At 72.0% G+C, this 20,160-nt stretch carries 13 protein-coding genes; 5 read left to right on the top strand and 8 right to left on the bottom strand.

The features are described from left to right. The first annotated feature begins 185 nt into the window (after window positions 1-185). The 3 genes from V4Y04_RS21760 (at window position 186) to V4Y04_RS21750 (ending at window position 3,694) form a co-directional block, all read left to right on the top strand. Window positions 186-1,277 (top strand): GNAT family N-acetyltransferase, encoded by a 1,092-nt coding sequence (locus V4Y04_RS21760; protein WP_332429933.1) that lies wholly within the window; start codon window positions 186-188, stop codon window positions 1,275-1,277. Between the two features lie 123 nt (window positions 1,278-1,400). After that, on the top strand, window positions 1,401-2,792 hold the full coding sequence (locus V4Y04_RS21755) for a glycosyltransferase (protein WP_332429932.1): 1,392 nt from the start codon (window positions 1,401-1,403) through the stop codon (window positions 2,790-2,792). Between the two features lie 146 nt (window positions 2,793-2,938). Beyond that, window positions 2,939-3,694, top strand: a complete 756-nt coding sequence (locus tag V4Y04_RS21750; protein WP_332432950.1) for a polysaccharide deacetylase family protein — start codon at window positions 2,939-2,941, stop codon at window positions 3,692-3,694. A 90-nt stretch (window positions 3,695-3,784) separates the two neighbouring features. Here the strand turns inward: V4Y04_RS21750 and V4Y04_RS21745 are convergent, their stop codons facing one another. The 5 genes from V4Y04_RS21745 to V4Y04_RS21725 form a co-directional block, all read right to left on the bottom strand. Next, the gene (locus V4Y04_RS21745; protein WP_332429930.1) at window positions 3,785-4,972 is read right to left on the bottom strand and encodes a glycoside hydrolase family 26 protein; all 1,188 of its coding nucleotides are present in this window, start codon (window positions 4,970-4,972) and stop codon (window positions 3,785-3,787) included. Window positions 4,973-5,049: 77 nt separating this feature from the next. Further along, window positions 5,050-5,478, bottom strand: a complete 429-nt coding sequence (locus V4Y04_RS21740) for a hypothetical protein (protein ID WP_332429929.1) — start codon at window positions 5,476-5,478, stop codon at window positions 5,050-5,052. Then, the gene (locus V4Y04_RS21735; RefSeq protein ID WP_332429927.1) at window positions 5,475-7,373 is read right to left on the bottom strand and encodes a glycosyltransferase; all 1,899 of its coding nucleotides are present in this window, start codon (window positions 7,371-7,373) and stop codon (window positions 5,475-5,477) included. The genes V4Y04_RS21740 and V4Y04_RS21735 overlap by 4 nt, the downstream gene beginning before the upstream one ends. 243 nt (window positions 7,374-7,616) lie before the next feature. Further along, window positions 7,617-10,280, bottom strand: a complete 2,664-nt coding sequence (locus V4Y04_RS21730; protein WP_332429926.1) for a lipopolysaccharide biosynthesis protein — start codon at window positions 10,278-10,280, stop codon at window positions 7,617-7,619. Beyond that, window positions 10,273-11,544, bottom strand: coding sequence for a DegT/DnrJ/EryC1/StrS family aminotransferase (locus V4Y04_RS21725; protein ID WP_443080195.1), 1,272 nt, complete (start codon window positions 11,542-11,544; stop codon window positions 10,273-10,275). Before V4Y04_RS21725 ends, V4Y04_RS21730 begins: the two co-directional genes overlap by 8 nt. 337 nt (window positions 11,545-11,881) lie before the next feature. Between V4Y04_RS21725 and fahA the strand changes: the two genes are divergently transcribed. Together fahA and V4Y04_RS21715 are read left to right on the top strand one after the other, a co-directional pair. Then, on the top strand, window positions 11,882-13,108 hold the full coding sequence (fahA, locus tag V4Y04_RS21720; protein WP_332429924.1) for a fumarylacetoacetase: 1,227 nt from the start codon (window positions 11,882-11,884) through the stop codon (window positions 13,106-13,108). A gap of 353 nt (window positions 13,109-13,461) precedes the next feature. Then, window positions 13,462-14,400 carry a M56 family metallopeptidase gene (locus tag V4Y04_RS21715; protein WP_332429923.1) on the top strand — a complete coding sequence of 313 codons (939 nt, stop codon included), beginning with the start codon at window positions 13,462-13,464 and terminating at the stop codon, window positions 14,398-14,400. Window positions 14,401-14,544: 144 nt separating this feature from the next. On the opposite strand, the gene recQ is transcribed toward V4Y04_RS21715, so the two are convergent. From recQ to V4Y04_RS21700, 3 genes are all read right to left on the bottom strand, one after another. After that, a complete protein-coding gene (gene recQ / locus V4Y04_RS21710) occupies window positions 14,545-16,617 on the bottom strand; it encodes a DNA helicase RecQ (protein ID WP_443080194.1) in 2,073 nt (690 codons plus the stop codon). A 325-nt stretch (window positions 16,618-16,942) separates the two neighbouring features. Then, window positions 16,943-18,592 carry an NADH-quinone oxidoreductase subunit NuoN gene (nuoN, locus tag V4Y04_RS21705; RefSeq protein WP_332429921.1) on the bottom strand — a complete coding sequence of 550 codons (1,650 nt, stop codon included), beginning with the start codon at window positions 18,590-18,592 and terminating at the stop codon, window positions 16,943-16,945. Next, the gene (locus V4Y04_RS21700; RefSeq protein ID WP_332429920.1) at window positions 18,589-20,160 is read right to left on the bottom strand and encodes an NADH-quinone oxidoreductase subunit M; all 1,572 of its coding nucleotides are present in this window, start codon (window positions 20,158-20,160) and stop codon (window positions 18,589-18,591) included. The genes nuoN and V4Y04_RS21700 overlap by 4 nt, the downstream gene beginning before the upstream one ends.

The following is a 20,160-nucleotide window of genomic DNA, read 5'->3' as shown; positions in this document are numbered from 1 at the left end:
CCGCCCGGCCCGCTCCGCCCAGCCGGCCCGCTCCGCCCGAGGCACGGGTACCCGAGGCGTGAGTGCCCCGGGGTCCATCCGCGGCTTCTGCACCATTTGGCAACAACATGCTCCGCTACCTACCGCCCTCGTGGTCTTGGGCGGTACCTTCCAAGTGTCCAGGGGGGACTTGATCGGGGGGTCAGGTGAGCAGTGGACGCACGCGTGTGCTGGGGCTCGAGGAGCTCGGCGAGGGGGAGCGGGAACGGTGGCGCGAGCTGCGTGCCGCGACGGAGGCACCGCGCAGCCCTTTCATGGAACCGGAGTTCGCCACCGCCGTGTCGAGGGTGCGGCCGCAGGCCCGGGTCGCGGTGCTGTACGAGGGGGCGTCCGCCGAGCCGGCCGGGTTCCTGCCGTACGAGCGGGGCGCGTTGGGGCAGGGCCGGGCGATCGGGCTCGGCGTCTCGGACTGCCAGGGCGCCGTCCTGAGGCCGGGTCCGGCACCGGAGACCGGTGAACTGCTGCGTGCTTGTTCGGTGTCGAGCTTCGCCTTCGACAACCTGGAGGCGGACCAGGCCCTGTTCGTCCCGCACGCGGACGAGGAGCACGCCACCTTCGTCATCGACGTGGAGAAGGGGTACGAGACCTACGAGTCCGTACTGCGCACCCAGTCGCCGAAGTTCCTGAAGACCACCCTGGCCAAGGAGCGCCGGCTCGGCCGGCAGGCCGGACCGGTGCGGTTCGTGTTCGACGAACGCGACCCGGCCGCACTCCGCGCGCTCATCGGGTGGAAGTCGGCGCAGTACCGCAGGACCGGGCGCCGCGACCGGTTCGCGCAGGAGTGGATCACCCGGCTCGTGGGCCACCTGGCCGGGACCCGGGCTCCGGAGTGCACGGGCACACTGTCCGTCCTGTACGCCGGTGACCGTCCCGTGGCCGCCCACTTCGGCCTGCGCTCGGCCTCGGTGCTGGCCTGCTGGTTCCCGGCGTACGACCCGGAGTTCGCGAAGTTCTCGCCGGGGCTCGTGCTGCATCTGCGGATGGCCGAGGCTGCGGCCGGCGAGGGCATCGGCCTGCTCGACATGGGCCGCGGCCCGGCCGAGTACAAGGACTCCCTGAAGACGGGCGAACGCGCCGTCTACGAAGGGGAGGCGACGCGTCCGGGTCTGGGCGCCGCGCTTCAGCTGCTGCGCCGTGAGCCCGCCCGCCGCGCGCACGGCTTCGTCGTCGCCCGGCCGCGTCTCGCCTCGCTGGCGTCGCGGACCCTGAAGGGGACGGCGCGGCTGCGCCGACCGTGAGGGGTCCGGGCCGCGGGAACCACTGGGGACGGCAACGGCCGCTCGCGACAACCGTTCAGCAGTTCAGCAGTTCAGCAGTTCAGCGACTCAACGGTTCAACGGTTCGTGAGGAGGGGAGGTCTCATGTCCCGCACAGCGCGTACGCAGGAGGAGATACGGCGGTTCCTGGACATCGGCGCGGTTCAGGTCGCCGAACTGGACCTGAACGGTGAGGAGACCGTCCTGAGACCCGGTCCGGGCAGCCCGCCGGTGACGCACGGCGAGGTGTTCCTGCTGGTCAGGAGAGACGGCCTGCCGGTGGGCACGCTGCTGGGGAGGGTCCCGGGGGGGGCCGATCCGATGACGGTCCTGGTGGCACTCGCACGGCAGGAGCAGGTTCAGGAGCAGGTTCAGGAGCAAGGGCGAGGTCCCGGCACGACGGAGGCGACCGTGGAGACCACCGTGCCGCCGCCCTTCACCTCGGTCGTCGTGGCCACCCGGGAGCGGGCCGGACAGCTCGCCCGCGCCCTCGACTCGCTCCTCGCGCAGGACCATCCGCACTTCGAGATCGTCGTCGTCGACAACGCGCCCGTGACGGACGAGACACGCGACCTGGTGCACCGGAAGTACGGGGAGCGCGTGCGGTACGTGTGCGAGCCGGTCCCCGGGCTCGCGACCGCGCACAACACCGGGCTCGCCCACGCCCTGGGCGAGGTGATCGCGTTCACCGACGACGACGTCGTCGCCGATGCCCGCTGGCTCACCGGGCTGACCGCGCCCTTCGCCACCGACCCGGAAATCGGCTGCGCCACCGGCCTGATCCTGCCCGCCCGGCTGCGCACCCCGGCCCAGGTCCTGCTGGAGAGCCACGGCGGCTTCGCGAAGGGGTTCACGCCGACGACGTACGACCCTCGGAACCCGCCCCGCGACGAACCGCTGTTCCCCTTCACCGCGGGCCGGTTCGGCTCCGGGGCGAACATGGCGTTCCGTACCGAGGTGCTGCGCGCGGTCGGCGGTTTCGACCCGGCCACCGGCGCCGGGACACCCGCCCGGGGCGGCGACGACCTGTACGGGTTCGTCCGGGTCCTCGCCCAGGGGCACCGGCTCCACTACACGCCCCGGGCGCTGGTGTGGCACCACCACCGGGAGACCTGGGCCGATCTGGAGTCCCAGGCGTTCGGCTACGGCGCCGGTCTCACCGCCTACCTCACGGCGATCCTGGTCAACCGGCCCGCGCTGCTGCCCGCGTTCCTCGCCCGGCTGCCCCGCGGCCTGTCCCACGCCCGCGGCCTCACCGCCGTACGGGAGACCGGGGGCACCGAGGGCACCGGGCACGCCAGGCACGCCGGGGGCGGCTCAGCCGCCCCCGGCGGCCACGACACCCGCACCACCCACCCCTGGCCGCGCCGCCTCTCCCGGTTGCAGCGCAAGGGGATGCTGTACGGCCCCGTCGGCTACCTGCGGGCCCGACGGGCGGCGGGCGGTACGACGGGAAAGGCGTCCTCCGGCAGCCGGACGACCGGGGGTGCGCGATGACGGCGTCGTCCCCGCGGGATCCGGCGATGCGGAACCCGGCGTCGCGGGGTCCGGCGACGCGAAGAACCCGGGACGGATCGGGGGACGAGGACGGCGGGGAGGACACGAAGCGTCCGGCCATCCCGGTGTTCCTCTACCACGCGGTGATGGACGACCCGCCCGACTGGATCGCCGAGTTCACCGTCACGCCGAGGGAGTTCGCGGCGCATCTCGACGCCCTCGAGGACAGCGGCCGCACCCCCGTCACCATCAGCGCCCTCGCCGGCCATCTCGCCGGGAGGGCGCCCCTTCCGCCCCGGCCGGTGCTCCTCACCTTCGACGACGGCTTCGCCGACCTGCCCGGCCCCACCGCCGACCTCCTGGCCCGGCGCTCCCTGCCGGCCACCGCGTACCTCACCACCGGCGCCATCACCCCGGGCGGCCGCAGCCTGCTGCCGCCGGCGCCGATGATGACCCTGGACCGGGTGACGGAGCTGGAACGTTCCGGCATGGAGATCGGCAGCCACACGGTCAGCCACGCTCAACTGGACACACTGACCGGAAAACAACTGCGCGCCGAACTCTTCGATTCCAAATCCGTGCTGGAGGACGCGCTCGGTCACCCGGTGTCCCATCTCGCCTACCCGCACGGTTACAACAGCCCCCGGGTGAGGGCCATGGCGTCCCGCGCCGGGTACGAGACGGCGACCGCGGTACGGCACGCGCTGAGCTCGGAGCGGGACGAGCGCTACCGCATCGCCCGGCTCATCGTGCGCCGCGGCCACACCGTCGCCGACGTCAGGGCCTGGCTGGCGGGCGACGGCGCCCGTGTCGCCCCCTACCGCGACGGCCCGAAGACGATCGTCTGGCGCTGGTACCGGCGCACCCGGGCAGCGGTCCGTGGGCCGGAGTTCGCGGGCTGACTCGCGGGCCGGTACGGCAGAGCGAACGGATCGAGTGAGCGGGTGGGCGGTGAGTGGGCGGCCGTGACCGCCCGCTCACCGCCCACCCGCTCACTTCGTCGGCTGGTTCAGGTACGGGTCGGCCACCACCTCGCGCAGGCTCTCCCACGCCGCCTCGTCGGCCACGGCCAGGTCGCAGTGCGGCCCGGGGTCGCGGTAGTTCCACTGGAGCGCGGCCTTGACGCCCTCCAGCTCTTTCAGCACGGGCGGCACCTGTGCGTACCACTCGGCCTGCCGCTGCGGCCGGGTGGAGTCGACCGCGCTGCCGAACTCGGAGAGCATCAGCGGCTTGTCGGCGGAGATGTTCTCGCGTATCCACTCGTGCGTGGCCGTCTGGGTCTGCTCGAAGGTCAGCCACTCCGTCTTGTGGCAGCGGTAGTAGTTGTACTGGTTGTAGCCGATCCAGTCGACGTACTCGTCCCCCGGATACATGCCCTTGAACAGGTCTCCGTGGTTCAGATAGCCGGTGATGATCCAGGTCCACACCACGTTGTCCACACCGAGTTCCCGGAACCGGTCGTGGATGTGCCGGTACGCCCGCACGTACTGGGCCGGGGTGCCGTTGGCCGGGGTGCGCGTGTCCATTTCGAGGTCGAAGGAGAGGAAGACCTTCTTCCCCGTGCGCTGCCCGTAGTCCTTGATGCGCTCTGCCTGGACGTCGATCACGGCCGTGTCCAGGTCACCGGCGGCTATCTCCGTCCACCTCGGCTGCTGCCCCTTCGTGCCGCCCCACCACTTGCTCTCCCAGGACAGCAGCAACATGTGGTCCTCACCGACCCGTTGTTCCTCCGGAGTCAGCAACTGCCCTTCCCTGCGGGTTCCTTCGGGCAGGGACATGTCGTGGTACGTGTAGACGATGTCGAGCTTGCGGCCCACCTTCTCCTCGTAGGCCTTCACCTTCTCCTCCAGGTCGGCCCGTTCGTGCGGCACGAAGGCTCCGAACCATGCGCCGCAGGGTGGTTCGAGCAGTTCCGTGGGCCGGCACTCCTCGTCCGTCCCGGAGGTCTCCGAGGCGTTCCGCAGCGCGAGTACGGCGACCAGTACCGCGCAGACGACCGCGGCCGAGGTGATCAGCGCCCGACGGCGACTCGCGGCCGGCCGGCCGGCCTTCGGCTTGCGGCGCCGACCGGTTGCCGTGCTGCCGGTGCCGGTGCCGGTGCCGCCCGCATCTGCACGGGATTCGGGGCCGTCAGGAGGGTCGGTGGCCGGGCGGCCGGTGGGCGAACGGCCGGGGGTCAAAAGGCCGGTGGTCGGGCCGGTTCCCGGGCGAACACCGCGCAGGGCGGCGATGATACGGCGGAGAGGGCGGACGAACCTCACAGGACGGAACCCTTCGGTGTCCTCGACGGCGGGGAGGCACGCAGCCGCGGGCAGAACGCGGCGAGCGTGGTCAGCAGGGTCAGGGCCAGCAGCACCCGCCGGGCACTGAAGGTGTGCGTGGCGATCAGCACCGTCGCGACGATCATCACCGTGGCGACGCTGACGAAAACGGCCAGCATCATCCGTTCCAGCAGGTCGGAGTGGCGGACGAAGCCGGGGTCGCGCCGCTCGACGGGGCCCCGTGCGGACCGCACGCGCAGCGCGGGACCGCAGAGACCGACCAGGGCCGTGCCCGGCCCCGCCGCCAGAAAAACGACGACGGCCGCCCCGCGCAGCGGCGAACCGCCGGGCAGGGCGAGCGTGGCGAGCGCCAGCCAGCCGGCGAACGGCGGGAGCATCCGGATCACGAGATCCTGCGGTGTCATCGCTCCCCTCCCCCTTCTTCTGCCTCCGTCCCCTCGACTCCCCCTGCTCCCTCTGCTTCTTCCGGTTGTCTCAGTTCGTAGACCGCCCCCGCGCTGTTCTCCGTCACCAGCCGGAACCGCGGGGACGCGGCGACGGACTCCAGGACGCTGTTCAACTGGGTGCCGGTGAGCTGACCGTTCATTTCCGAGTTCGCCGACTGGCCCTGTGTGAAGAGGAAGTAGGCCCGGCTCGGACGTTCCACTCCCGCCATGTCGGTGGCGAGGGCACCGGCCGGGTCCCGGACGATCTCGTCGACATGGCTCCGGTCGTCCTCAAGGAACCAGTAGTGGTCGATGCTTCCGTACGAGGCATAGGCGAGCGGGTAGTTGCGGTTGGCGGCGACGACCAGCGAGCCCTCGGGGGCCTCGTCGAAGAGCTGCCCCACCAGGGCCACCTCCTGCGGCGGGAAGTAGTTGATCCGGTCCTTGCCCGAGTAGCTCGGAACGAACGCCAGGGTCCCGGCGAGCAGCACGATCAGTGGGCCCCAGGCCCTGATGCCGAAGCCGGCCCGGAACCGGGCGCCGATACCGCGGCGCGCGGGCGGCTCGGCCTTCCGGCGGACTCCGCTCTCCGCCGCCGCCTCCGCGGCGGCGAGGGTGCGTACCTTGGGCAACAGTGCGGCGGCGGCGAAGAAGGCGACACCGGGCAGCATGAACATCAGGACCCGGAAGATCATCTCGCTGCCGTAACTGCTCGCGACGAACATCGGCAGCGGTGCCGCCGTGACCACCAGCAGCGGCATCGCACGGTACCGCAGTACGGGCTGCCGCCAGAGCCCGGCCGCCGCCAGCAGCAGGACGGAGCCCGAGAGCAGCCTCGCCGCCCACGAGGTCGCGATCGCGCCGGCACCGGTCGGGGTGGCACCGTACCCCCTCTCGACGTTGCCGCCGACGTCGCCCACGGCGCGGATCATCTCCGGCAGCGCGGCGGACAGGAAGGGCAGCGCGGCCGTCGCGCACCAGGCCAGGAAGATGACGACCGTGGTGGCCACCGGCACCCAGTCCCGGTGACGGCGGAGCAGGGCCAGCGCGAGCAGCGACACCACCAGCATGGCCGGGGTGAGCTGGTGCGAGATGACGATCGCCATCACCAGCACGGTGAGCACGAGCGTCCAGACCGCCTGCCCCCGCCGCCCACTGCCGCCGCCCGCGCCGGAACGGCCGTACCGGCGCAGCACCACGGCCAGCACACCGAGGTGCAGCGCGAAGGCGACGGACTGCGGGGAGAAGTAGTCCTGGCCCACCCAGTTGGCGACGAAGAAGAGCCAGACCGCGGTCCAGATCAGCCGTCGGTCCTCGGTGAAGGTGCGGTAGATCAGCAGCAGCGGGAACAGCAGCAGCAGACTGGACGCCAGCGGCCACCACGCCATGTACATCGCGGCCGAGTCCACGCCCAGCAGCCGCACCAGCGCCGCCTGCGCGGCGAAGAAGCCCGGCCACTGGTCGTAGACCGCCATGTCACCGATCCGGTCGGCGGTCTGGAGCCCGCCGGCGGTCAGCAGGTGGTCGATGACACCGTCGTGCTTCCACGCCCAGGCGTACAGCGGGGTCGGATAGAGCACGGCCTGCGTGGCCCGCTCCATCACCAGCAGGCCGACCACGTACGCCGCCGGCCAGCCGCCGGGCCGGCGACGGTCCCGGACCGTGCACCAGAAGCCGGTGGTGAGGACGGCGAGGCCGGCCCAGAAGCTCGGGTGGAGCGCGGTGACCAGACCGTAGTCGTCGAGCCGCGACACATCCGTGTGTCGGACCGCGTACAGCCACAGGGTGAGCGCCGCGAGCAGCGGCAGGGCGGGCCAGAGCCCGAGGGAACGGCGCGCGGGCCAGAAGGGCGGCAGGTCGGAAAGATCCGTCACGGGTTCATGGGCCGGGGTCGACGACTCCGAGGAGGGACGGGTCCGCGACTCCGTCCGCGAAGGCGGCTCCACGGGGGTGTCCGCAGAGGTACCCCTGGAGGTGCCCGCGGGGGTGACGGGCGCCGATGTGCTCTCTGGTGAGGGCTCGGGCGCGGACACGGATCTCTCGCGTGGAGTGACTGGCGGACGCACGGTGGTTCCCCCCTGGCGGCTCGGCTCCAAAAGCTCGGTTCGTTCGCTGGTTCAGCCGTTCGGTTGTCTGTGGTCGGGCAGCCCCGACGCCGGTACGGCACGGCGGAGCGGCGGAAGTCGGAGAAGGAGCAGCAGCAGAAGCAGTACGGCGAGCAGCGGCGGTGCCACGGGGGCGAGCGCGTCCCGCCACACCCAGCCGGCCACGGCGAGGAGGTACAGCGCCCACCAGCGCCCCGGCCAGGACAGCCGGCCGCCGCCCACCCGCTCGAGCAGCAGCCACAGTGCGACGAGGCACAGCAACTGGCACACCGGCGGCGTCCAGCGCAGCAGCGGCTCCGGCCCGTCGGTCCCCACCGCGTCCGCGAGGAACTCGGCCGTCCGGACGTACCACGCCCCGCCCACCGGCGAGGGTTCCCGGCCGAGCGCGACCGGTGCGGCATACAGGGCGAGCAGGGCCGAACCCAGCGCGGTACCGGGGAGCCAGGGGTCGGGTGCCGTGCACAGCGTCACCGCGGCGACGAAGACCAGGAGCAGCACGCCGCCCGCCGCGAGCGCCACGAGCGGCAGCCCTTCCAGCAACTGCCGTCCCGTCAGTTCGCCCTGTCCCTCCGGCGACGGTCCGCCGAGCCGGTGCAGTGGGCGTGCCGACGCCCAGAAGGCGACGGTGGCGAGTCCGAACAGTCCCCAGAGGACATCCCGCAGTCGTCGGTCGGACCCGTGACCGGCCGGCGACGGGGCGACACGGCCGGCCGTGCTCGCGAACGCTTCGGCGGCACCCGCGCCGTCCCGGCCCCCGTCCTCTCCACCCCGTTCGTCCTGCTCACCGAGCTCGCCACGCTCGTGTGGTGTCTCGTACCGGACCGGTGCGTGTGCGTGTGCGTTGCGTGGAGTGGGCCCCGCGTGCTCGCCGGGCTCCCGATCGCCCCCGGTCTCGCGCTCGTGCGCGTCGGCGCCCAGGTGCTCCCCGGGCTCGGCGTCCGCACCGATGCCCGCGCCGGCGCCCGCGTCCGTGACCGGCTCGGAGTCCCGGTCCGGGCCCACACCCCGCTCGGGGGCCGCGTGCGGCTCGGGGGCCGCGTCCATGGGCCGGGGCCGGACGATGAACGCCATCGTGTCCGTCTGGAGGGCCTCCCGTTCGTAACCGGGGCGGCCGATGAACAGTGTGACGGTGTCCGCGTCGTCCTGTTCCCGGCCCCTGTCCTCGTAGGCGGCCCGGCGGGCCCAGCCCGTGCCGTACCCGGCGGTGGCGTTCAGCTGCGCCCAGCGCGTGCCGTACGCGGGACCGGCCGAGGCAACCCCCGCCCGCCCCGTCCCGCTCGTCGTACTCGTCGTACCGTCCTTGCCACCGGCCCCACCCGTCCGGTCGACGAGCCCGCCATGCGCACCGTGCCCGTCACGCGTGTCGCGCAGCGCCGAGCGCAGGCCGAACACCGAGACGACGGCGACCACCGTCATGCCGATCAGCACCGCCCACCCGGCGCCCGCGATGCCCGCCGGAGTGAACAGCACGGTCGCGCTGCCCAGGACCAGCACACACATGACCCCTTGGAGCATCGCGAGCACACCGGTGCGCCCCTGCACCCGCAGCACCCCGATGTACAGCTCCACGACCACCCGGGGCAGCGCCCCGAGCGCGAGCAGCCGCAGCACCATCGAGCCGTGCTCGGCGTAGTCCGCGCTGAACGGCGTGAGGATCAGCGGCGCGAAGACCACCAGCACCAGCACCACCGGTACCAGCAGCAGTCCCATCCGGCGCAGCGCCCCCCGGACCCCGTCCGCGAGCCGGCGCGGGTCGTGCGAGGCGTGGGCGGTGAGCGACGCGGCCATGTTCATGGCCATGAACTCCATGGTGCCGCCGACGGTGTACGCCACGTAGAAGTAGCCGTTCTCGGCGGCGCTGAAGCGGACCGCGACCATCACCGGCAGGAGGTTGATCATCGCCAGGCTGAACAGCGCGCCGAGCGAGTCACCGGCGAGGAAACGGCTCATGTCACGGATCCTGGGCGGTTCCCGGTCGCGGTCGGCGGCGGCCTGACGCGGAATGAGCCTGCGGAAGATCAGCCAGCCGAGCGGCAGCGTGGAGAACGCGATCGCGACGGCCCAGGACACGAAGATGCCCAGCACCGGCAGCGCGCTCGCGAAGACGGCCAGCAGGACCAGCTTCCCGGTGGAGAAGACGGCGTTCCCGACGGGCACCCACGCGGTCCTGCGCAGGCCCGTGAGCACCCCGTCCTGCAGGGTGAGCAGCGCCCACGCCACGCATGCCGCGACGAACAGCGCACCCGCCAGCGGGGCACCGAGGGGCTCGTACGACGCGCCCCACAGGTCGAGCGTGAGCAGGAAGACACCCGCGGCCAGCGCGACGACCACCGAACTCGCCCCGTACACGCCCCATACCAGGCGTCCGGTCTCGCGCCCGGCACGCGGCACGAAGCGGACCACGGCGCCGATCATCGTGGTCGCGGTGATGCCGGCGAGCAGCCGCATCGCGGCGATGGCCGCGGAGCCCTGGCCGACCGCGTCCTCGGAGTAGTAGCGCGCGGCCACGAGCCAGAAGCCCAGCCCGAGGACGGCGGACACGCCGGTGCTGAGCATCAGGAAGTAGGCGTTCTTGAACAGCGAGTCGGAGCTGTCGGAGCCGGGTTCGTCGTCGGCGGGTCCGGGCCCGCCGCCCGTGCGCACCGCGGCGGGCTCGTGCACCTGGATCTCAGTCACGGGGCGGCCCCAGCCCTCTCGCCGCGGCCCCCTTCGGCGGCTCCGGTGGCCGCGACGCCGATACCTCCGGGGGCTCCGATACCTCCGAGGGCTCCGGGGGCTCCGGGGGCTCGGCCGGCTGTGCCCCGGACCGTTCCAGCGCCTCCGCCGCCTCACGCGCCCGCAGCGGGTCCACCGGCAGCGCGTGCCGCGCGAACCAGCGGGCGTTCCCGGGTGCGGGCGACGGGTCCGTGAACGCCGCTCCCGCATAGTCGTCCAGGGGCGGGTCGTAGAGGTAGCCGACCACGATGCGGCGCCGGGCCAGTGCCGCGATCGCCGCGTCCCGGTCCGCCACCAGCAGGGGCACCCGGAACAGCGGTTGTACCGTGCCGTCCGCCGGCGGCCGGGCCCACGGCGTCGACAACAGCAGTTCCGTGCCCGCCCGTGAGGCCCGTAAGACGTCGTCCAGCCGCCCGAGGCTGCGGTGGACACGGCGCAACCGGACGGGGCCGGGCTCCAGCCGGTAGTCGTGCATGTCGACCCGCACCCAGGGGTCGTGCGCACCCAGGTCCGGCGCGGAGCGCACGGCGCCGGCCAGCGCCTCCGGACGCAGCGGCATCCGGATCCCCTCACGCTCCGTCAGGCCCAGCAGCCCCATCGTGGCCCAGGCGGCCCGGCGCAGCCCCAGTCGCCGCACGGCGGCTTCGGCGTACGGCCTTACCGCGTAGGTGAGTTCGGACGCCATGCGCCGCGGGGCGAGCAGTTCGGCGCAGGCCTCCCGCACCGCCGTGCTCCGGTCCGGGTCGGCCAGCGCGAGGATGCCTCCCGTCTGGGCCCCGGCATGCTTGGAAAGGCTGAAAACGGAGGCGTCACCCCAGGCCCCGACCGGCCGCCCGCCGACCTCGCTGCCGATGGCGTGCGCCCCGTCCTCGAACAAGGGGATGCCCAGCGCGTCGCAGCGGGAACGTAGTTCGGGTGCCGGATCCGGGTTGCCGTACAGGTTCGTGGTCAGTACGGCGGACAGCGATCCCCAAGTCCCGTCCGGCACCGCGTCGATGTCGATGGACGCGTCGAACGGGTCGAGCGGCGCCTGCACCGGACGCAGGCCCGCCGCGAGCACCACGAAGAAGATGACGTCGTCGTTGACCGGCGACATCAGCACCCTGCCACCCGGCGGGCACCAGTGGCGCAGCGCCACGAACAGCCCGAACCTGCACGACGGCACATACACACATTCCCGGCCGAGCCGGTCGCGCATGGCATCTTCCAGCCTTTTCGGCCGCATGCCGGAACGCGCCGATCCCGGACCGGCCTCCCCAATGGCCATCCGTCCCCCTGGTGTGCCATCGGAACGCCCCCTCCCCGAGGCCTTCCGGCACCCGCCCAGAGTCGCCCCGTTCGCACCACTCCGTCAAGATTGCGTATCCGCCCTGTGGACGACCTCCGGTACGCGAGGGAGAGCAACGCACGCGTCGGGCCGTCCCGGACACACACGCCTCCCGCACCCCGGACCCGCTCTTCCGCCTCTGCCCAAGACCACCGCGACACCCGTAACGTGTGGCACGACCACGAACACATGAAGCACCAGAGCACCTGCGCACACGAAAGTGAGGCAGCACCCGATGCCCCCCTTCGATGTCCCCGAGGGCGATCCCTTCGGTCCGCACAATCTGCCGTACGGCGTGTTCTCGCCCCCCGGCTCGTCGGAGCGGAGGGTGGGCGTCCGGCTAGGCGACCACGTCCTCGACGCCGGCGCGGCCGCACACGCCCTGGGTTCCCCGTACGCCTCCCTGCTCGCCCGTCCGACGCTCAACCCGCTGCTGGCGGCGGGCCGTACGGCCTGGTCGGACGTCCGGCGCGCCCTCACGGCCTGGGTGACCGTGCCGGCGCACCGGGAGACCGTCGAGCCGCTGTTCCACCCGCTGTCGTCGGTGACCCTGTACCTCCCCTTCGAGGTCGCGGACTATGTCGACTTCTACGCCTCCGAGAACCATGCCCGGAACGTCGGCCGGATCTTCCGCCCGGACGCCGCCGACTCCCTCACCCCGAACTGGAAGCACCTGCCGATCGGCTACCACGGCCGCGCCGGCACGGTGCTGGTGTCCGGCACCGATGTCGTACGCCCCTCGGGACAGCGCAAGGCGCCCACCGATCCCGCCCCGGTCTTCGGCCCGTCGGTGCGGCTGGACATCGAGGCCGAGGTCGGCTTCGTGGTCGGGGCGCCGTCCGAGCCGGCCCGGCCGGTGCCGCTCGGCGGCTTCCGCGACCACGTCTTCGGCCTCTGCCTCCTCAACGACTGGTCCGCACGCGACGTCCAGGCCTGGGAGTACGTTCCCCTCGGCCCGTTCCTCGGTAAGTCCTTCGCCACCTCGGTGGCGGCCTGGATCACCCCGCTGGACGCCCTGGAGGAGGCCCGGGTGGCGCCGCCGGAGCGCACCCACGCGCTGCTGCCGTACCTGGACGACACGGACGAGGAACCCGGCGGTTACGACCTGCGGATCTCCGTGGCCGTCAACGGGCACGTCGTCTCCGAACCCCCCTTCTCCACGATGTACTGGACGGCCGCCCAGCAGCTCGCCCACATGACCGTGAACGGCGCCTCCCTGCGCACCGGCGACCTCTACGGCTCCGGCACGGTGAGCGGCCCCGCCGAGGGACAGCGCGGATCCCTGTTGGAACTGACCTGGAACGGTCGCGACGCCCTCGAACTCCCCGACGGCAAGCGGACCTTCCTGGAGGACGGCGACGTGGTGACCCTGTCGGCCTGGGCCCCGGGCCCGGGCGGAGTCCGCGTCGGCCTCGGCGAGGTCACGGGACGGGTGACCCCACGGGCCGACCCCGCGAGCTGACCCTCACGAGCCACCCCGACAGACCGACCCGACGGACCGGCCCGACAGGCCGACCTGACGAACCGGCTCCGAGTGACGGCTCGCGGGCCACGTCGCCGAAGCCGTCGGTCCACGCCCACCCCTGCCTCGCACCGCCCTTCGCCGCCATACTTATGTGGCGTCGGGCGGTGTGCGGCTCCCGCACGTCCCGCACCACGCATCCAGCACATACCCCGCGCTGCGCGGCACGCGGCGCACGCCTCGTGCCCTCCGCACCTCATGCCGGGCCCGCACCCCACGCACGTCCCGCACCTCACGCACGTCGCACGCACGTCCGAAGCTTTCCTCTTCTCACAGGATCCGGAGCCCGTGGCATGACCCTCTGCCTGCTCCTGCTGAGCGTTGTCGCCGTGACGGCCGCCGGGCCCGTGCCCCGTGCGCTGACCCGGGCGAAGTGGCCGGAGCGGGAGCCGGTGGTCGCCCTGTGGGTCTGGCAGTGTCTGGTCGCCACGGTCCTGTTGTGCTGCGTGACCGCCCTGGCCCTGGCCGCCGCGGCCGTCTTCGGCACGGTCCGCGCCCAGCTCTTCGCGCCGGCTCCGCCCGCGGTGACCGCGGCGTACGACCTGTCCGCCGCCCCGCCCTGGACGGCCGCCCTCACCGTGCTGCTGGCCTGCGGCGCGGCCTGGACCACGGCCATGCTCGGACGTGAACTGGTCGACGCCCGCCGGCGCCGGGCCCGGGCACGGGCACATCTGCGGGAGCGCGCCCCCGACCTGCCCGCCGGTCTTCCCGCGGCCCGCGGCCCCCTGCTGGTACTCGAGGACGAGTACCCGGACGCCTGGTGGATGCCGGGCAGCCCGCCCCAACTGATCGTCACCACCGGCGCCCTGCGCCGCCTCACCGACCACCAGATCGACGCCGTCCTCGCCCACGAACACGGCCACGCCCGCGCCCGTCACAACTGGCTGCTGCACCTCGCCACCGCCCTGGCCACCGGCTTCTCCCGCGTCCCGCTCTTCGCCCACTTCTGCGACCAGACCCACCGTCTGGTCGAGCTGGCCGCCGACGACACCGCCTCCCGCCGCTGCGGCCACCTGACCACGGCACTGGCGCTGATCGAGCTCAACCGGCACCGAGGCGTCCTGTCCTGCGCCTCCAGCCACCGCCTGCTCGGCGAGCGCGTCGACCGCCTCCTGAAGCCCCCGCCCCGCCTCGGCCGCCGCGACCGCGCCCTGACGACGACAGCGGCAGCCCTGGTCCCTCTCCTCCCCCTCCTGATCACCCTCGCCCCGGGCCTCACCGCCCTGCCATAGCCGCCAGAAGCCAGACAGCCGCCCCCTGACACCTGACGACTGACAACCGACGCCTGACGACCAACGGTCGACACCTGACGGTCGACGCCTCACGGCTAACGGCCGGCGCCTGACAGCTGACGGCCGGCAGCCGGCAGCTGGCAGCTACATCCAGTCCTCGGGCTCCGGCTCGGCGTCCATCTCCGGCCAGTCGTCGTCGGACACCGACCCCGCGTGTTCCCGCCCGGCACTCCCGCTGCCGGCGCCGATCCCCTCGCCGCTGCCGCTCCCCTCGGCCGGGCCCGAGCCCTGCGTTCCGGCCGGTGATCCAGCCGGTGCTCCGCCCTGCGGCCCGCCCAGCGCCCCGAGCACCCCCAGCACACCCTCCCCGTACGTCGCGAGCTTCTTCTCGCCCACTCCGCCGATCCCGCCGAGCTCGGCGACCGAGCCGGGCCAGACCGTGGCGATCTCGCGGAGCGTGGCGTCGTGGAAGATGACGTACGCGGGGACACCCTGCTCGCGGGCCTGTTCGGCACGCCAGGCGCGCAGCGCCTCGAAGGCCGGGAGGAGTTCCTCAGGCAACTCGGCCGCCGCTGCCTTGGTCTTCCCCTTCCCCGAGCCCGAGGACCCCGAGGCTCCCGGCCGGGAGGTCGCCGGCTTCTTCGGCTCCTTGCGCAGCGGAACCTCCCGCTCGCGCCGCAGCACGGTTCCGCTGGCCTCGGTCAGCACCAGCGTGCCGTAGTCCCCCTCGACCGCGAGCAGCCCCTGGGCCAGCAGTTGCCGGACGACGCCCCGCCATTCGCCCTCTTCCAGATCGTCGCCGATCCCGAACACGGAGAGCTGGTCGTGGTCGAACTGGATGACCTTGGCCGTGCGCTTGCCCAGCAGGATGTCCACGATCTGCACCGCGCCGAACTTCTGCCCGCGCTCCCGCTGCAGCCGGACCACCGTCGAGAGCACTTTCTGGGCGGCGACGGTGCCGTCCCATGTCTCCGGCGGGGTGAGGCAGGAGTCACAGTTGCCGCAGCCCGCCGGGTCGGGGTTGTTCTGGCCGAAGTAGGCCAGGAGCTGCCCGCGCCGGCACCGGACCGTCTCGCACAGGGCGAGCATCGCGTCCAGGTGCCCGCCCGCCCGGCGCCGGAAGGCCTCGTCGCCCTCGCCCGACTGGATCAGCTTGCGCTGCTGGATGACGTCGTTGAGGCCGTAGGCCATCCAGGCCGTGGACGGCAGACCGTCGCGGCCCGCACGGCCCGTCTCCTGGTAGTAGCCCTCGACGGACTTGGGCAGGTCGAGGTGGGCGACGAACCGGACGTCCGGCTTGTCGATGCCCATGCCGAAGGCGATGGTCGCCACCACGACCAGGCCGTCCTCCCGCAGGAAGCGGGACTGGTGCGCGGCACGCGTCCCCGCGTCCAGTCCCGCGTGGTACGGCACCGCCTCGACGCCGTTGCGACTGAGGAACTCGGCGGTCTTCTCCACGGAGTTGCGGGAGAGGCAGTAGACGATGCCCGCGTCCCCCGCGTGCTCCTCCCGCAGGAAGTTCAGCAGCTGCTTCTTGGGGTCGGCCTTGGGCACGATCCGGTACTGGATGTTGGGCCGGTCGAAGCTCGCCACGAAATGCCGGGCGTCCGGCATGGCCAGCCGCTCGGTGATCTCCTGGTGCGTGGCATGCGTGGCCGTCGCGGTGAGCGCGATCCGGGGCACGTCCGGCCAGCGCTCGCCGAGCAGCGACAGGGAGAGATAGTCCGGCCGGAAGTCGTGCCCCCACTGGGACACGCAGTGCGCCTCGTCGATCGCGAAGACGGAGATCTTCCCCCGCGACAGCAGCTCCAGCGAGCTGTTCAGCCGCAGCCGCTCCGGCGCGAGATACAGCAGGTCCAGCTCGCCGGCGAGGAACTCGGCCTCGACGACGCGCCGCTCCTCGAAGTCCTGCGTGGAGTTCATGAACCCGGCGCGCACGCCGAGCGCCCGCAACGCGTCCACCTGGTCCTGCATCAGCGCGATCAGCGGCGAGACGACGACTCCCGTACCCGGTCTGACCAGGGCCGGAATCTGGTAGCACAGCGACTTGCCGCCACCGGTCGGCATGAGCACCACGGCGTCCCCGCCGGCGATCACATGCTCGATCACCGCCTGCTGCTCACCGCGGAAGGCGTCGAATCCGAACACCCGGTGCAGCGCCGCCAGCGCCTCACTCTCCATCACTGCCATCCCACCACTACCGCCCGTCCCACCCATCGTCCCGCCCCCGTACGACCACGTGCGGCCGCCGCGTCCACTGCGGCCGCTCTCGACCACTGCGTCCACGATAGGCGCCTCCACCGACATCCCCGGCGTTGTCCACAGACCGCCACCCCGGACGTTTCCACAGGGCCCCGTATCCATCACATCAGCACATCGGCGTTCACGGGCCGGTCCCCCTCCGGACAACCGTGACCGGCCGCCACGACCGGCCGCCACACCCCACCACGACCGAGCGCGACCGAACACGCCCGCCGACGACAGGGCGGCCCGGCACCCCCCGAGCGGGTGCCGGGCCGCCCTGTCGTCGGCGGGCGCCGGGTCAGCGCACGAACACTCCCGCGTTGCCCGCCAGCTCCAGGAAGTACTGCGGTGCCACGCCCAGCACCACCGTGACCACCACGCCCATCCCGATCGCCATCATCGTCAGCGGTGACGGCACCGCGACGGTCGGGCCCTCGGGCCGCGGCTCGCTGAAGAACATCAGGACGATCACCCGGATGTAGAAGAACGCCGCGATCGCCGACGCGATCACACCGACCACGACCAGCGGTACCGCGCCGCCCTCCGCCGCCGCCTTGAACACGGCGAACTTCCCGGTGAATCCGGATGTCAGCGGAATGCCCGCGAAGGCGAGCAGGAACACCGCGAACACGGCCGCCACCAGAGGCGAACGGCGGCCGAGCCCCGCCCACTTGGACAGGTGCGTCGCCTCACCGCCGGCGTCCCGCACCAGCGTCACCACCGCGAACGCGCCGATCGTCACGAACGAGTACGCCGCCAGGTAGAAGAGGACGGACGAGATGCCCTCCGGTGTGGTCGCGATGACGCCCGCGAGGATGAAGCCCGCGTGCGAGATCGCCGAGTACGCCAGCAGCCGCTTGATGTCGGTCTGGGTGATCGCGATGATCGCGCCGCCCAGCATGGTGACGATCGCGACGGCCCACATGACCGGCCGCCAGTCCCAGCGCAGGCCGGGCAGCAGGACGTACAGCACCCGCAGCAGGGCACCGAACGCGGCCACCTTGGTCGCCGCCGCCATCAGGCCCGTCACCGGCGTCGGCGCGCCCTGGTACACGTCCGGCGTCCACATGTGGAAGGGGACGGCGCCGACCTTGAACAGCAGGCCCATGATCAGCAGACCCGCGCCCACCAGGAGCAGCACGTCGTTGCCCATGGTGTTGGCGAGCGCCGGGTCGACCTCCGCGATCGTGCCGTCGACGACCTGCGCGATCGTCGCGTACGACATCGAGCCCGCGTAGCCGTACAACAGCGCGATCCCGAAGAGGAGGAACGCGGAGGCGAACGAGCCGAGCAGGAAGTACTTGACCGCGGCCTCCTGCGAGATGAGCCGCTTGCGGCGGGCCAGCGCGCAGAGCAGGTACAGCGGGAGGGAGAGGACCTCCAGCGCCACGAAGAGCGTCAGCAGGTCGTTGGCCGCGGGGAAGACGAGCATGCCCGCGACCGCGAAGAGCAGCAGCGGGAACACCTCGGTGGTGGTGAACCCCGCCTTGACGGCCTTCCTCTCTCCGTCGCTGCCGGGCACGGACGAGGCCTGCGCGGCGAAGGAGTCGACCCGGTTGCCTTCCGCCTCCGGGTCGAGTCTGCGCTCGGCGAAGGTGAACAGGCCGACCAGGGCCGTCAGCAGGATCGTGCCCTGCAGGAACAGGGCGGGGCCGTCGACGGCGATCGCGCCCATGGCCGCGATGCCCGCCTTGGTCGTGCCGTATCCGTCGGCCGCGAGCGCCACGACCGCGGCGAACGCGGCGACGAGCGCGACCGAGGCGACGAACAGCTGTGCGTGGTAACGGGATCTGCGGGGGACGAAGCCCTCGATCAGGATCCCCAGGACCGCCGCACCGACGACGATCAGGGTGGGCGCGAGCTGCGCGTACTCGATCTTCGGCGCGTCGATCTTCGCGATCGGGTCGACCGCGCTTGTCCACAGGCTGTGGACGGCTGATGCGCTCACTTGGCCGCCTCCACCTCGGGCTGGGGGTCCGTCTGCTGGACGTCTGACATGGTCTGCTTCACCGCCGGGTTCACGATGTCCGTGACGGGCTTCGGGTAGACGCCCAGGAAGACCAGCAGCACGATCAGCGGCGCGGCCACGGCGATCTCACGCACCCGCAGGTCGGGCATCTTGGCGAGCTCGGGCCGCAGAGGGCCCGTCATCGTCCGCTGGTAGAGGACGAGGGTGTAGAGAGCGGCGAGCACGATGCCGAAGGTGGCGATGACGCCGATCACCGGATAGCGGGTGAACGTGCCGACCAGGACCAGGAACTCGCTGACGAACGGAGCGAGTCCGGGCAGCGACAGCGTCGCCAGGCCGCCGATGAGGAACGTGCCGGCGAGTACCGGCGCGACCTTCTGCACCCCGCCGTAGTCGGCGATGAGCCTCGAACCGCGCCGCGAGATGAGGAATCCGGCCACCAGCAGCAGGACGGCGGTCGAGATCCCGTGGTTGACCATGTAGAGCGTCGCCCCGGACTGGCCCTGGCTGGTCATCGCGAAGATGCCCATGATGATGAAGCCGAAGTGCGAGATCGACGCGTACGCGATCAGCCGCTTGATGTCGCGCTGGCCGACCGCGAGCAGGGCCCCGTAGATGATGCTGATGACCGCCAGCACCATGATCACGGGCGTCGCCCACTTGCTCGCCTCCGGGAACAGCTGGAGGCAGAAGCGCAGCATCGCGAAGGTGCCCACCTTGTCCACGACGGCCGTGATGAGCACGGCGACCGGGGCGGTGGACTCCTGCATGGCGTTGGGCAGCCAGGTGTGCAGCGGCCACATCGGCGCCTTCACCGCGAAGGCGAGGAAGAAGCCGAGGAACAGCCAGCGTTCGGTGCTCGTCGACATCTCGAGCGAGCCGTTGGCCCGCGCCTCGGCGATCTCGGTGAGCGAGAAGTTCCCGGCGACCACGTAGAGCCCGATCACCGCGGCCAGCATGACCAGACCGCCGGCCAGGTTGTAGAGCAGGAACTTGACCGCCGCGTACGACCGCTGTGTCGCCGCCGCCTGCTCGCCGTCCTGGTGGGCCCGGTCCCCGAAGCCGCCGATCAGGAAGTACAGCGGGATCAGCATGGCTTCGAAGAAGATGTAGAAGAGGAAGACGTCGGTGGCCTCGAAGGAGAGGATCACCATCGCCTCGACGACCAGGATCAGGGCGAAGAAGCCCTGCGTGGGCCGCCACCTTTTACTTCCGGTCTCCAGGGGATCGGCGTCGTGCCAGCCCGCCAGGATGATGAACGGGATCAGCAGGGCGGTCAGCGCGATCAGCGCGACCCCGATACCGTCCACCCCCAGCTCGTAGCGGACTCCGAAGTCCGCGATCCAGGCGTGCGATTCGGTGAGCTGGTAGCGGTCGCCTCCCGGGTCGAAGCGCACCGCGACGACGACCGCCAGCGCCAGGGTGGCGATCGAGACCAGCAGGGCCAGCCACTTGGCGGCGGTGCGTTTCGTGGCCGGTACGGCGGCCGTGGCGATCGCCCCGAGGGCCGGGAGCACCGCCGTCGCTGTCAGCAGAGGAAAGGACAT

The organism is Streptomyces sp. P9-A2 (assembly GCF_036634175.1).
Taxonomy (GTDB): domain Bacteria; phylum Actinomycetota; class Actinomycetes; order Streptomycetales; family Streptomycetaceae; genus Streptomyces; species Streptomyces pratens.
This window is presented reverse-complemented; position numbering and strand designations above follow the sequence as displayed.